This is a genomic window from Luteibacter jiangsuensis, from assembly GCF_030812295.1.
Lineage (GTDB): Bacteria > Pseudomonadota > Gammaproteobacteria > Xanthomonadales > Rhodanobacteraceae > Luteibacter > Luteibacter jiangsuensis_A.
In genome coordinates this window covers 203405-217557 of the sequence record NZ_JAUSSK010000001.1, presented here as the reverse complement: position 1 = coordinate 217557, position 14153 = coordinate 203405, and the positions used below count along the sequence as shown (strand labels likewise).

At 64.3% G+C, this 14153-nt stretch carries 10 protein-coding genes; 1 reads left to right on the top strand and 9 read right to left on the bottom strand.

All coding sequences use genetic code 11. From position 1 onward, the window contains the following. Nucleotides 1-6: 6 nt before the first annotated feature. The 6 genes from J2T07_RS00970 to J2T07_RS00945 form a co-directional block, all read right to left on the bottom strand. On the bottom strand, nucleotides 7-240 hold the full coding sequence (locus tag J2T07_RS00970) for a hypothetical protein (protein WP_306846637.1): 234 nt from the start codon (nucleotides 238-240) through the stop codon (nucleotides 7-9). Nucleotides 241-520: 280 nt separating this feature from the next. After that, nucleotides 521-1930: a 6-phospho-beta-glucosidase gene (locus J2T07_RS00965; RefSeq protein WP_306846635.1), complete on the bottom strand. Its 1410-nt coding sequence runs from the start codon at nucleotides 1928-1930 to the stop codon at nucleotides 521-523. Next, nucleotides 1908-2855 carry a carbohydrate kinase family protein gene (locus J2T07_RS00960; protein ID WP_306846634.1) on the bottom strand — a complete coding sequence of 316 codons (948 nt, stop codon included), beginning with the start codon at nucleotides 2853-2855 and terminating at the stop codon, nucleotides 1908-1910. The genes J2T07_RS00965 and J2T07_RS00960 overlap by 23 nt, the downstream gene beginning before the upstream one ends. Then, nucleotides 2834-4189 (bottom strand): APC family permease, encoded by a 1356-nt coding sequence (locus tag J2T07_RS00955; RefSeq protein ID WP_306846632.1) that lies wholly within the window; start codon nucleotides 4187-4189, stop codon nucleotides 2834-2836. Before J2T07_RS00955 ends, J2T07_RS00960 begins: the two co-directional genes overlap by 22 nt. Beyond that, the gene (locus J2T07_RS00950; protein WP_306846630.1) at nucleotides 4182-6044 is read right to left on the bottom strand and encodes a glycoside hydrolase family 35 protein; all 1863 of its coding nucleotides are present in this window, start codon (nucleotides 6042-6044) and stop codon (nucleotides 4182-4184) included. Before J2T07_RS00950 ends, J2T07_RS00955 begins: the two co-directional genes overlap by 8 nt. Nucleotides 6045-6046: 2 nt before the next feature. After that, nucleotides 6047-8812 carry a TonB-dependent receptor gene (locus tag J2T07_RS00945; protein WP_306846628.1) on the bottom strand — a complete coding sequence of 922 codons (2766 nt, stop codon included), beginning with the start codon at nucleotides 8810-8812 and terminating at the stop codon, nucleotides 6047-6049. Between the two features lie 722 nt (nucleotides 8813-9534). On the opposite strand from J2T07_RS00945, the gene J2T07_RS00940 reads away from it, so the two are divergent. Then, nucleotides 9535-12432, top strand: coding sequence for a TonB-dependent receptor (locus tag J2T07_RS00940; RefSeq protein WP_306846626.1), 2898 nt, complete (start codon nucleotides 9535-9537; stop codon nucleotides 12430-12432). A gap of 1 nt (nucleotide 12433) precedes the next feature. Here J2T07_RS00940 and J2T07_RS00935 read toward each other — a convergent pair whose 3' ends face one another. The 3 genes from J2T07_RS00935 to J2T07_RS00925 form a co-directional block, all read right to left on the bottom strand. Further along, nucleotides 12434-12604: a hypothetical protein gene (locus J2T07_RS00935; RefSeq protein WP_306846624.1), complete on the bottom strand. Its 171-nt coding sequence runs from the start codon at nucleotides 12602-12604 to the stop codon at nucleotides 12434-12436. Nucleotides 12605-12661: 57 nt separating this feature from the next. After that, nucleotides 12662-13129 carry a DUF1203 domain-containing protein gene (locus J2T07_RS00930; protein WP_306846622.1) on the bottom strand — a complete coding sequence of 156 codons (468 nt, stop codon included), beginning with the start codon at nucleotides 13127-13129 and terminating at the stop codon, nucleotides 12662-12664. 90 nt (nucleotides 13130-13219) lie between these two features. Further along, complete coding sequence (locus tag J2T07_RS00925; RefSeq protein ID WP_306846620.1) at nucleotides 13220-14140, bottom strand: AraC family transcriptional regulator; 921 nt, start codon at nucleotides 14138-14140, stop codon at nucleotides 13220-13222. Between the last annotated feature and the right edge of the window lie 13 nt (nucleotides 14141-14153).

Here is a 14153-nt window from a genome sequence, read left to right as displayed (position 1 = left end):
CTGTCGTCAGCCGGGAGAACGCCGTTCGAACTTCCACGCGATGACACCCACGAATACCAAGGTCGAAACGATCGAGAGGACAAGGAAGACCTGGTGGTCCAGGGTCTTCGGACCCAGATGTCGCAGTCCGATGAGGACCGCGACGTAAACAGCCGACACCAACCACCCTTGCCAGCTCTTGGGGCCGATGCCCCAACCGAACCGCTTACGACCGAACCAGTAGGTCTTTTGAGTGTCCATGCGTTCGAGCCTGCCGCCTGTCGTAGCCGCTACGATGCAAGCCTATCACCAGTTGCACCGGCTCGATGGCAATCGTGGGTTCTTACGATACGTGCACCGCTACACCCATGCGACCTTGAACTGTCACCGGCGGGCCGGGGGTGTTCCAGCACTTCCGGCCCGCGCTTCGCACCGCATGAAGCGATGGTTGTCTGCGACGCATGCAAATCGACTGCGCAGACAACGTGCCGACCGTAACAAAAAACAACGTCATGTTATCTGTAGGCGCAAGCAAGAATCGCTAACGAAGCACCGGCCCATGGCACAGACATTCGCCATCGTCGTTCGCATGCCCCAGCAAGGCCTCCAGCAAATCGCCGGACGGCGTCCACTCGCCGATCGCCGGATGGATCAGCATCGCCTTGCGTGCTTCGAGCCGGCGTTGGTCCAACACCGACGCGATCGCCGCGCGCTCGTACGCCTTCACCGAACGGACAAGACCGTTCACCGCATCCGGCAACGACGCGATGGGCCGCGGAACGATGGAATCGAGGGAGATATCCGATGCGATCTCGACGATGTCGTCGTCGGGAAGATCGGGCAAGGCGCCACGGTTGCGCGTATTCACCACGATACGAGAGGGCTTGGCGCCGGTCAGCGCACTCATCACGTCGATGGCGATGCGGTGGTAGCCGGTCGCCACGCGGAATGGATCGCCTTCCAGGCTGACGCCATGGTCGAAGGCCGACCCGCCTTCCGCTTCGAGCTTCATGTACGAACCGGAGCGCTGGTTAAGGTATGCCGCGTAGATGTCGACGGCCGCTTCGCCATCGCCCGCGCCGAGGCGCGAGGTCAACGTCGCCAGCAACTCATCGTTGAGGCGCTGGATCTCCGCGCCACGGCTGCCACCTTGCCTGCGCTGGTTATCCAGCGCGCGGCGCTTCTCGTAATAGAAGAACAGGTATTCGGTCGGAACGAGGCGCAGCGTGCGAATCATCTCGAAGTCGAACAGCGGTGCGAGGTAGAGCTGTCGAAGCAGGTCGTCGTCGGCCAGCAGGCGGTCGAAGACGTCCTCGCCACGTACGCGCACGCCGCGCACCCAGCCAAGATGGTTGAGGCCCACGTAGTCACACTCGACCTCGTCCGCCGGTTCCCCGAGGGCACGTGCGATGTTATGGAACAGTTCGGTGGGCGTATCGCAGATGCCGACGATGCGTGCCTTGCTGTGGTCGGTCACGGCCTGCGTGATGAGGCCGGCGGGATTGGTGAAGTTCACCAGCCAGGCATCGGGACTCAATCGTTCCACCAGCCGGGCCTGCTCGATGGCGATGGGAATGGTGCGCAGCGCCATGGCGACCCCGGCCGGACCGGTGGTTTCCTGGCCGGGATATCCGTGGTCGATCGACACCCGTTCGTCGGCCGCCCGGCCGGCGATGCCACCGATACGAATGCTGTTGAGGACGAAGTCCGCCCCCTCGATGGTGTCTTCCAGGGAGGTCGCACCGCGCAGGCGCAGGTCGCCACCGAAATGCCGGACGATGGCCTTGCCGAGATCGACCATGATCCGCAACCGCGCGGGATCGGGATCGTACAGGACCATCTCCGCGGCGCCGAGCGCTTCCGCGGCCTCGTTGACACCGAAAACCACCAGGGGCGAGCGGACGCTGCCCCCTCCAATCAATGCGATCTTACGATCCGTACGTCCGCTCACGAAGAGTCCTCAAGGTAGGGGGATGGGGAAGAGCATGCAGGGCGCCCGCCGCGGTGGTGCACAAGGCGCCCGTGACACAGGCGCGCTGCACGCAGCGGTCCAGCGTTTCGCCGTCGAGCACGGCGTCGATGAGTCCGGCGTCGAAGGCATCGCCGGCGCCGGTTGTGTCCAGCGCCTCGACAACAGGCGCATGGATGGTGCGGGTTCCCGCCGCGTCGGCCACCAGCGCGCCCCGTGCGCCCAGCTTGAGCACCGTATGGCGCAAGCCCTGCGCGCCGGACCATGCGGCATAGGCATCCGCGTTGTCGTCGCCGACGAGCAGGGAGGCTTCCTTCGCATTCGGCAGGAAAAAATCGATCTCGCGGCACGTCGCATGGTTGGTGGGATCGCGCAGCCAGTCGGCGCTGTGGCCGACGTCGAGCGAGGTCGTGCATCCCGCCTGGCGGAGCTGTGGGAGGATGCGCGCCGCCAGCTCGCGTGCCAGCGGCATCGCGAAGTGCACGTGGCGCGCGGCGACCAGGTCGGCGATCACGGTCGGCACCTCGAGCAGTTCGGACAATCCGGCGTTGGCCCCCAGATAGGTGAAGAACGAGCGGTCCTCGCGCGTGGAGACACTGACCGTCGTACCAGTGCCATCGACACCGAGGCGGATGCCGTCCATGCCGACGCCAAAATCGCCGAGCCGTCGCTCGAACCAGTCGAAGTCCGTCTCGCCGATCAGCCCCACGAGGCGTGTGCGCCGGCCGAGCCGCGACAACCCGCATGCGGTGTTCACGCTGCCTCCGCCGAGTTCCCGCAGGTAGTCCTTGGCGAGCACTTCCTCGCCTGGTCCCGGCCAGCGGGCGAAGCCACTGAACACATGGTCGGCATAGATCTCGCCCACGACGGCGACATCCCAGGACTTCAGGTCGATGGAAACGGCCACGAGCGCGTTCTCCGGGCTTGCCACAGGAAGATGAGGGTGCCGACGACGACGGCGACCACGGCGGTCACGACCGACGGCAAGCCGCTGGTGGCGACGAGGTAGAGCCAGCCGATCACGCTGATGGCGATCGGTAGTGGGTAGAACGGCATGCGGAAAGCCTCGGCCGAAACCTTCCTTCGGCGCAGGGCCACCACGGCGAAACACTGCGCGATGTACTGGAACAGGATCTGTACGACCATCAGTGTGGCGATCAGCCGTTCCAGTGAAAGGAAGCATGCCAGCGCCGAGGTCGCGCCGACGAAGACCAGCGACACGGTGGGAAAGCCCCCGCGCGGGTGGAGCTTAGCGAACACCCGGAAAAACTGTCCGTCGGCCGCGGCCGCATAAGGTACGCGCGAATAGCCGAGCAGCACCACCAGGGCCGATCCCCAGCTGGCGAGCAGGATCAACGACACGGCCAGCGTGCCGCCGATGCGGCCGTGGATGGCTTGCATGAAATCCGCCACCACGGCCTTCGACTGCGCGGCCTGCTCCCACGGCAGCACACCGAGAATGCTGATGTTGAGGCCGAGGTAGAGCACCGCCACGAGCGGGATCGAGGTGAGCACCGCCAGCGGAATGGTGCGTCGCGGCCGCTTCACTTCGCCACCGAGCATGCACACGTTGTTATAGCCGCCGTAATCGTAGACGGCGATCAGCGAGACCGCGCCCAGGCCGAGCCAGAATCCATGCGTCGAGTCCGTGCGCATGTGCAGGAACCGGCTGGCGGTCGCCACGTCGAAATGCGCGATGCCGCTGATGACGATCCAGGCACAGGCCACGACGACGATGGCGGTGATGAACATCGACAGCTTCTGGATCTCACCAACGCGCCGGTAGAGCACGGCCGTATTGGCCAGGCACAGGCCCGCCGCCACGAGTATCCGTCCGCCATCGCCCAGCGACGGCACGAGATAGCCCAGGTACTGGGCGAACCCCACGGCGGCCGAGCCGATCGAAAGGGGGGCGGTGAGCAGCGTTTGCCACAGGTAGAGGAAGCCGAAGAGGCGCCCCATGCGCTCCCGCCCGTATGCCTCCCGCAGGTAATGGTACGGCCCGCCCGACTCCGGAATGGTCGAGCCCAACTCGGCCCAAACCAGTCCATCGCACAGGCACAGGAAGGCGCCGGCGATCCAGCCCAGCAGCACGCCGGGACCCGCCAGGGCGGAGAGCGCGAGCGGAATGGTCACGAACGGCCCGATGCCGATCATGTTGAGCACGTTGGCCGAGAGACCGCCCCAGAAGCCGATCGCCCTCGGCGGTACGTGACGTGTCGGCACGGTCTCCTCAGTCATGCAGGCGTTCCGCGGCATGGATGCCCGCACCGGCGCTCCGGTGCAGGTCGAGCACCATCACGGTGTTGTCGCCTTCGCGCAGCCACGGACCCGGGCAGAACAATCGTCGTTGCGGCCCGATGTGCCAGTAGCGGCCCAGCAGGTGTCCGTTGACCCAAAGATAGCCCTTCGTCCACTCGCCCATGTCGATGTAGACATCACCCGGCCTGTCGAGGTGGATCTTGCCCCTGAAGAAGATTCCGCCACGAGCAGGCGTTCCCTTCAGCGGCCGCAGATGTTCCAGCCAGGCGCCATCCAGGGGCAAGGGCCAGGCATGGAAGTCGCGCAAGGGCGCGCCATCGAGCGTCACCGGCCCGATCAGGCCCTTGTGGTCGCCCAGGCGTGGACCGAAGTTCACATGCCCGAACGTGTCGACCAGTACATCGAGGATGCATCCGCGAGGCAGCGAGACCTCAGGCGACGACGACAGCTTCGCGTGTTCGACGCGCGACACGTGGCCGGCCTCGCGGCCATCCATGTACACCACGGCATAGTCGCGCACGCCCTCCAGGCGAAGCCGCGACCCCGCCTCGATACGCTTGCGGTAGAGAACCAGGCCCTGGTCCTGTCCGAACAGGATCTCGTTCGGTCCAGGCACGGGTATGCGTGCCGGCTCTTCGAACAGGTTCTCCCACAAGGAGGCATACGGCTCGAGCGTCACCGGCGCGAACGTGGCCGACGGCCCGGCGGGCGGCACAGTGGGCGGCGTCAGACCGGTCGCTTCCGCGATGACCTTGCGCAAGCGCTCGTACTGCGGCGTCGGGTATCCGCGCTCGTCGATCGGTGCACCGTAGTCGTAGCTGGTGATGACAGGCTGGAATGGCGAACCGTCGTCTTCGAGATTGGCCCCCGCGGTCAGGCCGAAGTTCGTACCGCCGTGCACCACGTAGAGGTTGAACGAATAGCCCGCTTTCATCACCCGACGCAGCGTGTCCACATAATCCTTCGATGCGAAAGCCGGCTCGCCCCAATGGGTGAGCCATCCGGGATATCCCTCGCCGACCCACACGGGTGCCTCGCCGGCGAATGCCCTTCCCTTCGCGAGAATGTCCACGTCCGCGCCATCGAGGCCCAACGCGGCACCAGGCGGGTAGGCGCGCCGGCGCGTCAGGTCCTTCCAGCCGTCGGAGACGGCGAAGGGGCCTGCGATGCCCTGTCCGCGCCACGCCGCCTCGATCGCCTTGAGGTAGCCGACGTCGGCGGCGAACATCGAGTACTCGTTCTCCACCTGGAGCATCAGCACGGGCCCGGCCCGGGACACCATCAAGGGCGCGATAAGCGATGCCAGCGCGGCGATGTACCGCCGGACAGCCGTCATGTAGCGGGGATCGTCCCCATCGCGCAGCCGTGTATCCGGATCGCGCAGCAACCATGCCGGCAAGCCGCCGTTCGTCCATTCGGCGCACACATAGGGACCGGGCCGCAGGTAGACCCACATGCCCTCCTCCTGGCACAGGCGGATGAAGCCGACGATGTCCCGGTTGCCCGTCTCGAAGTCGAACTGGCCGGGCTCGCGCTCGTGATGGTTCCACATGACGTAGAGCGCGATGGTATTGAGTCCCATCGCGCGCGCCATGCGGATCCGCTGACGCCAGTGCTCCTTCGCGATGCGCGCCGGGTGCATCTCGCCGCTGTGGATGCGGAACTCCCTGCCGTCGAGCAGGAACCGCCTCCGATCGAAGCCGAAGGCGTGTGGCTTGCCGTCGGGCGGAGCCGGCCTTACTGGCGCGGGCGTTCCCGCCCGCGCCACCGGCAGGGTTCCACCCCATGCCAGTGGCGCAAGCAGCGAGAACGCGAGGAAATCCCGGCGCTGCATGCTCAGAACGAGTACTTGACGGTAAGCAGCGTGGTCATGCCGGCATTGACGATGTCCGAGTTGGCCAGGCTGTTCCTGCCGATATGCGACCAGTACGAGTATTGCTTGGTGAGGTTGCTCACCTGCAGGTCGAGCTGGATGCCGTTGGGCAGCAGGTAACCCGCATGCAGGTCCACGCGGCGGATCGGACGGATCCACAAGTCGTCCCACGGACTGCCCTGGTTGAGGAAGTCGTAGGTCGAGAGGTAGGAGCCCGTGTAGTGGTAGCTGAGGTTCAACGAGAAACCGTTCTTCTCATAGAAGAGTTCCGCATTCGCCATGCGCTCCGGCGCCGCCTGCAAACGCTCGTTGTCGAAGCCTTCGCGACCCAGGTCGACCTTCGAGTTCTGCCGCGTCGCGTTGACGCTGAAGCCGAGTCCGTCCCACGGCGCCGGGAGATCCTGGAACTTCTGCCGCCAGGTCATCTCAAGGCCATACACCTTGCCGTCACCGCCGTTCGTCGGCGTCTTGGTCAGCACGGTGCCCTCGCCTACCGTATCCGGATTGGCCTGGCCGCCACCGCTGTCGTAGATGTAGTCGCGCAGTTTCTTGTAGAAGCCGGAGAACGACGCATAACCGCCGCGATCCGTGGTCCATTCCGCTGCAAGGTCGACATTGGTGGACTTGATCGGGCTGAGGTTCGGGTTGCCTCGCGTGATCGTGGTCACGCCCTCGGACGTGTTGATCTGCGAGCCACCGCCAAGCTGGACGAAAGCCGGCCGCGTATAGCTTTGCCAGATCGACGCGCGATACACCACGTTTCCGTTGGGGCGGTAATTGATGAACAAGCTGCCGAGCGGCTCGTTGTAGACCGTGCGGTTATTGTCGAAATAACCCGGAAGTTCATTGCCGTCCGCATCGGTCGGCGTGGTCCAGAACGTGTTGCGGATGGAGGTATGCTCGAAGCGCACACCGGGAATGATCTCCAGCGGTCCCTGGTTGATCGTGGCCATGGCGTAGGCCGCGGTCACGGCCTCGGTGCCGCGCATGGTGTCGCAGTTGTAGTTGTTGAAGTCGAGCGAGCTACACGTGTCGAGGTCGGACGGCAGCACGTGCTGGTCGATCAGGGCCGACACCGCGGCACGGCTGACGTCCGGGGTACGCCAGTGGTACTTGTCGGGGAAGATCGACGAGTAATACCCCTTGAAGATGCCCAGGTCGTCCAGCGTCGTCACGCCATCGTTGATGCCACCCGTGGACCAGTCGCGATTGGTGAACTCGCGCGAGCTGTCGCTGTACTTCACGCCGAACTTCACGGACGACACCGGGCCGCCCTCGAAGTCGTAGCGCAGGTCGAGCTTGGCACCACCGCGCTTTTGCCCCGAGCGGATGTCGGTGACCTCGCCATAATCGTTCGCCCACATCGCGCCGATGTTGTTCACCGACCCTAGCAGGCCAGGAGTGAGTTGCGGATATGGAAAACCGCCGCCGCCGTAACGCAACAACGAACTGCCGCCATAAGCGAAGTTGTCCTGGGAATACTTGTCCTCCCGCCCGTCGATCTCCACGTGGTTGGGCCGGTCGTTGCGGCCGATGCTCCAGAACACGTTCGGCGAGATCGTCCAGCCGCCGGCGACCTTGTCGGCACCGAACTGCACCGTGGCGAGATCCGCGCGCTCGGGATTGGTCTCGAACCAGAAACGGTTGGCGATACGGCCGATGTTCGGCGCGTATACGCCGGGCGTGGCCGTGGGAACGTACGTCACGTTGGACGGCAACAATTGCGTGTACGTGGTGTTCTGCTCGGTGAGCGCATACGCGTACGTCATCTTCGCATAAGCTTTCAGCGTGGGATCGACGTTCCCGTCCAGCGAGATATTGCCTCCGTAGCGGCGCTCGAAACCCGAGGCGATGCCCACGTTCGTACCCGTGCTCACGAGGTTGCGGGCGGGATCGTAGCCGGGCGCGTTGTCGCCATCCGCCGTCGCATGGAGGAAGGCCCAGGAGCCATCGTTCGACGCGCTCTCCGCCGCGCCGATCTCGCTGTTGGCGATGTTCCGGTAGTCGTAGTAACCGCTCACGTACACGCCGAACTGCTTTTCGGCGCCAAACTTGCCTTGTAGCTCGCCGGCGAGACCGCCACCGAGACCGCTGCCACCGTAATCGCGAGCGCGGCTTTCCGAGCGCCCGCTGGCGGTCACACTGCCGCTGAAATCCTTCTTGAAGTCGAAGGCGCTGGGGGTACGGAAATCGATCGTTCCACCGATCGCGTCGCCGTCCATGTCCGCCATCGATGTCTTGTTGAGCACGATGGTTTGCAGGCCGGAAGGCGGCAGCAGGCTCAGCTGGACACTGCGGCTGTACGGCATGCCCTGTGCCACATTGGAACCGTTGATCAGGTTCACGTTGTATTCGGAAGGTAAACCACGCACCGAGGCGAACATACCCTCGCCGCGTGCCGCACCATCGATGCCGCCAAAATAGCCGGTGCCCGTCGTGGTCACGTTCACGCCGGACATCAGGCCAAGTGCCTCGGCCACGTTATGCACGGCGGTGTGCTGCAAGTCGTTCGCCGAGAGCACCTCCACCGTGTTCACCGAATCCATGCGCATGTTGGTCGCGTCGTAGCGATTCGCCACCACGCTGAGACCCTTCATCTGCACCGCCTTTTCCGGCTTGGCCGGCGGCGTCGTGCCTTGCGTCGTGGCCGCGGTATCCGCTGGAGGCGTCTGCGCCTGCTGCGCGAATACGGGCACGGCCGAGGATCCGATGATGGCGCACAGCGCCACGACGAGCGTTTTCCTGGTTGGACAATAATGAGTACGCACAAGCCACCCCACCCCGAAAGTGTTCATAAGAGTTCTCGCACGGCCCCTCGGCGTGCGATGCGCTGTTCCGATGATCAGCGGGGTTCACCAACGGGTCCGGACATGGCCTGCCGGCACGCCTGCGCGTACAGGCGTGCGTCGAAGGACCTCGGACGAGGAACGTGCCGATCAGTCGAATGGGATCAGCGAGAGGTGTACGGGGGGGAGTAACCAGCGACGCATTTGCCTCGCGAACGCAATGCACTCAGCTTGGCACGTGCGAGGATCGGCAGACCGTCGGCCATGACGCGCGGGAAGTCATGCCCTGCGAAGGCGCAGCTGGTGTTCGCATGATTTGAAGTGAGGCGACGCATCGTGGCTGTCCCATCATTCATCGCGAGCTGCGCGACCGGCATACCCCATGCATGCGCGGCCTTGACGTACGGCGGACGGCACACACTGCACGCCGTGCACGATGCAACGTATAGCGCACCGCAAATTACGCGTCAACGGCCGAATTTGCATAGACCTCCGGTTGCTGCGACGCACCAGGAGGCGGCACGACCGATGCGTGCCTCCACGGCACCTGAACGTAACGCAGGATTCTGCTGCGACGCAGGATGACAGTCACGTGTCACTCCCTCATTCTCCGGCCCGCGGCGCGAGGGGCGCCGGTCACTCCACCGGAATGCAGGGAAAAACCGATGAATCGTCGCCGCCTGACGCAGGGCCTTTCCGTGCCTGTTCTTCGCCCGCAGCCGCTCGCCATGGCATGCGCCACCGCGTTGCTGCTCACGTTCGCCTGCGCCGCGAACGCGCAGGACCAGCCACGACAGACGTCCGAACCGGCTGCCACCCCGCCCGCCAAGACAACACAGAAGAAGCCCGCGAATCCGGATTCCGTGAGCAACCTCGACGCCGTCGTCGTCACCGGTATCCAGGGAAGCATCCAGAGCGCGATCAAGGCCAAGCAGAATTCCGACAACATCATCGAGGCGATCTCGGCCGAGGACATCGGCAAGCTTCCCGACAGCAGTATCGCGGAAAGCCTCGCCCGCCTTTCCGGCCTCGCCACGCAGCGCGTGGATGGCCGCGCCAACCAGATTTCGATCCGCGGCCTGTCGCCCGATTTCGCGGGAACGACCCTCAACGGCCGCGAGCAGGCCACCATCGGCGAGAACCGCGGCGTCGACTTCGACCAGTACCCGTCCGAGTTGATCAGCGGCGCGGCCGTCTACAAGACACCGGACGCCAGCCTCATCGGCCAGGGTTTGTCCGGCACCGTCGACCTGCACACGATCAAGCCGCTCGACCTTCCCAAGCGTACGTTCGCCGCCAACCTGCGTGGCGAAAACACCTCCAACGGCAGCCTGAACCACGGTACGGGCGTGGGCGATACGGGGCACCGCGCCAGCTTCTCCTATATCGACCAGTTCTTCGACCACACGCTCGGTCTCGCCGTGGGTTTCGCGCAACTGGATTCGCCCGTGCAGGAAAAGCAGTACCAGGCATGGTGGTGGAGTCTCAACAACGGTTCGCAAGGCGCGGAGACGAATTGGGGTGCGCCGCATACGCCCGGCATGCCCGACAACGTGCTTTCACAGGAAGGCATGCAGTTGCGCGCCAAGTCGGAAAACCAGTTGCGCAATGGCCTGATGACCGTCCTGGAATGGGCACCGGACGATCATTACCACTCGACGCTGGATCTCTATTACTCCACCTTCAACCAGAAGACCTACCTCAACGGCGCGCAGTGGTCGAGCAGTCCCTACGACAACGTCTCCTATTCGAATGTCGGGTACGTACCGGCATTGCCCTATCCCATCGTCACCACTGGTCACATCGACGGGCTCAAGTCGGTCTTGCAGAACGAGTACACGAAGGAACACGACAAACTGTTCTCCGCCGGGTGGAACAACCAGTACGACTTCGGCAATGGCTGGGTGATCACCGCCGACGCCTCGTATTCCAGCGCGAAGAAACGTCTGCACGATGCCTATCTGTTCGCGGGCCTGCCTGGCCAGGCCACGTCGTCGACCGACTTCGCCACGCCCGAACACGAAGGCTTTCCCGATTTCCAGCCGGGCGTGAATTTCGCCGATCCGTCGGCCATCTTCTTCACCGATCCGAATGACTACGGCTACAACGGCCGCGAGGAGTTCGACAAGCAGAAGGACACCATCAAGGCCTTCCGCCTGGAGGTAAGCCACCCGGTGGGCTGGATCTTCAGCGACGTCAACGTCGGCCTGAACTACTCCGACCGCCGCAAGACCAAGCAGGCGGATGTTTACTTCGCATGGCTCAACGGCAATGGCTCCACGGATGGCACCTATGTGCCCGGCTTCGCCACGCCGATCGACCCGTCCTTCCTGAGTGGCAGCACCGACCTCAGCTATGGCGGCATTCCCGGCATCGTCAACTATGACGTCCTGCGCGCCCTGGGCAACCAGTTCTACCTGACGCAGCGCAACGGCCAGTCGGACTGGAGCCGCAACTACACGGTGGAAGAGAAGGTCCCCGTCGCCTACGTCAAGTTCAACATCGACACCAGCCTGGGCGACATTCCCTTGCGCGGCAACGTGGGCGTGCAGGCCGTGCGAACCGACCAGTCGTCCGATGCTCTGCAGACCAATGGCGATGCGCTCGTTGGCCGCATCTCGGACGGTACGAAGTACACCAAGGTGCTCCCCAGCCTGAACCTCGTCGCCGAGATCGCGGACAAGCAGTTCCTGCGTTTCGGCCTGGCCAAGACGATGGCGCGCGGCCGCATCGACGATGAGAAGGTCGCCACCTCCGCCGGCGTCGCGCTGGTCAACGATGGCCCCGCCGCCGGCCAGGTGCTCTGGTCCGGCAGCGGTGGCAATCCGAAACTGAAACCGTACATCGCCGTCGGCGCCGACCTGTCGTGGGAGAAATATTTCGGCACGTCCAGCTACGTGGCCGCCGCCGTGTTCAACAAGAACCTGCTGAACTACATCTACAACCAGACCACGCTGGACTACGACTTCTCGCGCTACGTCAACGACAATCCCACCCTCACGCCCACCAGCACGACAGGCTCGTTCACGCGGCCGGAGAACGGTACCGGCGGCAAGATGCAGGGCCTGGAATTGTCCGGCGCACTGGAAGGTGCCCTGGTCGCCCGTGCGTTGGATGGCTTCGGCGTGCAAGCCAACTTCTCGCTGACCAACAGCACCTTGCCGGTGAGCGCCGTGTCGAGCATCCCCGGCAGCCCGTCCACCCTGCCCGGCCTTTCCAGGAAGGTGGCCAACCTCGCCCTGTACTACGAAAAGTATGGCTGGTCGGTGCGAATTGCCGAACGCTACCGCTCATCGTTCACGGGTGAGGCCGTCGCCCTGTTCGACCAGCTTGGCTACACCCGCGTCCTGGCGGACAAACAAACGGATTTCCAACTCGGCTATGCCTTCGATCACGGTACGTGGAATGGCCTTTCGATCCTGCTCCAGGTGAACAACCTGACCAACTCACCGATGAAGACGGAACAGATCGCCGCCCTGCCGAACAACGTCAAGGTCGCACGCCCGCTCGAGTACGACACCTTCGGCCGGACGGTGATGTTCGGAGTCAACTACAAGCTTTGAGTCAGCCGATCCAGGGCACGTTTGGCGAGTGCTGGGCCAACGCCGTTTCATCGCGTTCGGTGCAGGCCCAGCACGGTATCTCCACCTGGCAACAGACGTCCTCGTCGACGTAGGTGACGGTACCCGTGCCCTGGCAGATCGGGCAGACCGCGGGTTCACTGGTGGTTGGCATGAGGAATCGCCTCTCGCGGAAACGACCCCGTTATACGCCACTCCGGCGAATCCCGCGTCAAACCCTGTCCACGCGTGCGGCATAGCAACCGTAGGCCGCGTAATGCGCATGTACATAGCTCACGGCCGACATCGCGAACAGGCGTTCGATGGCCTCTGCCGCTGTACCGCCGTCGACGACGACGGCGCTGGCGATATGGTGATGACGGTCGAACCCCCGTAGCGACAAGGTACGGACGCGCATCACGTCGGGCACTTCATCGTGGCCTTCGTAAGGGACCGTCGCACCTTCGCGGATGAAGATCGCATGGCTCGACCGGTATGGCGTATCGGCCGGCTGGTGCATATGGTTCAGCAGCAACAACGATTCGCCCCGGCGCGCCGCACGTAGTTCCACGCGCTCGGGAAATCCGGTGTCGTCGGTAGCCATCACGCGGATCACACCGTGAGACTTGAGCGATGCCTCGTCGAGGCCGTATAGAGAAACGTAAGGTTGGGGGTCGAGGCCGGTAATGCGGAATGACATGGCGGAAGGCTCCTTGTGGAATAGGCTCATCCTCCATCGCCACCCATGCCCCCACCATCCGCATCTTGCGCTCCCACCAGAGCCGCCCGCTCAACCCACCTGGTTATCCCGCCGGAAGCGGGCCGGCGTGGTGCCCATGACGCGGGTGAAGGTCTTGCCGAATGCCGATTCCGACTTGTAGCCCACTCGATCGGCCACGGCGCCCGCCGTCAACTCACCGCGGCGCAGCAGGTCGCCGGCCAGGTGCATGCGCAGGAGTGTAAGGACTTCGTGCGGGGACGTCTTTCCCCTGGCCTCGAAGTGCCTGGCGAACGTGGCGCGCGACATCGCCGCTTCCGCCGCGAGCGCGGCTACCGTCCACTCCCGTGCAGGCTCGCGCAACATGGCAAGCACGGCGTTGCCAAGCCGCGGATCGCCCATCAGCGAGAGCAGCGATGGTGGCAATGCGCCCTGGCGGAGCTGGGCACGCAGGGCGAAGACGAACAGCGCGCGCGTCAAGGCCGTCACCACCGATAGCGCACCCGGTTCGAGTCGGGCCACCTCGTCGCGGAAGATGCCGACGATGGCTTCGAGCGCGGCCATGCCGTGCTCGTCCGCGAGCCTCACGTGCAGGACTTCCGGCAAAGCATTCAGCAGGAGCCGTGCCGCGTCGGGAGCGAAGGTGAAGCGCCCGCAAAGCAGGTCCAGGTCCGCTGGACCCAGCGTGTTGCGCTTGATATCCAACGGGCCACGCTTGTCCAGGAAGGGCTCCACGGCCGACGAACGTGGCCCACCATCGTGGATGCGGTGGCGGGTACCGCGCGGAAGGACGATCAGGTCACCTGCCGCCATGTCCAGCCTGACCCGGCCCGGCAACTCCAGCCTTGCGCTACCGGAAAGCACGAGATGGAACGGCGCTTCGCCCGGCAAGGCATCCACATGATCGAGGCTGAAGCCTCCCGCAAGGTAACAACGTACATCGAGGGCACCTTGCACGTTGGCCAGTTCGAGTACGTGGGTAAGGGCATCCATGCCCGAAGTATTC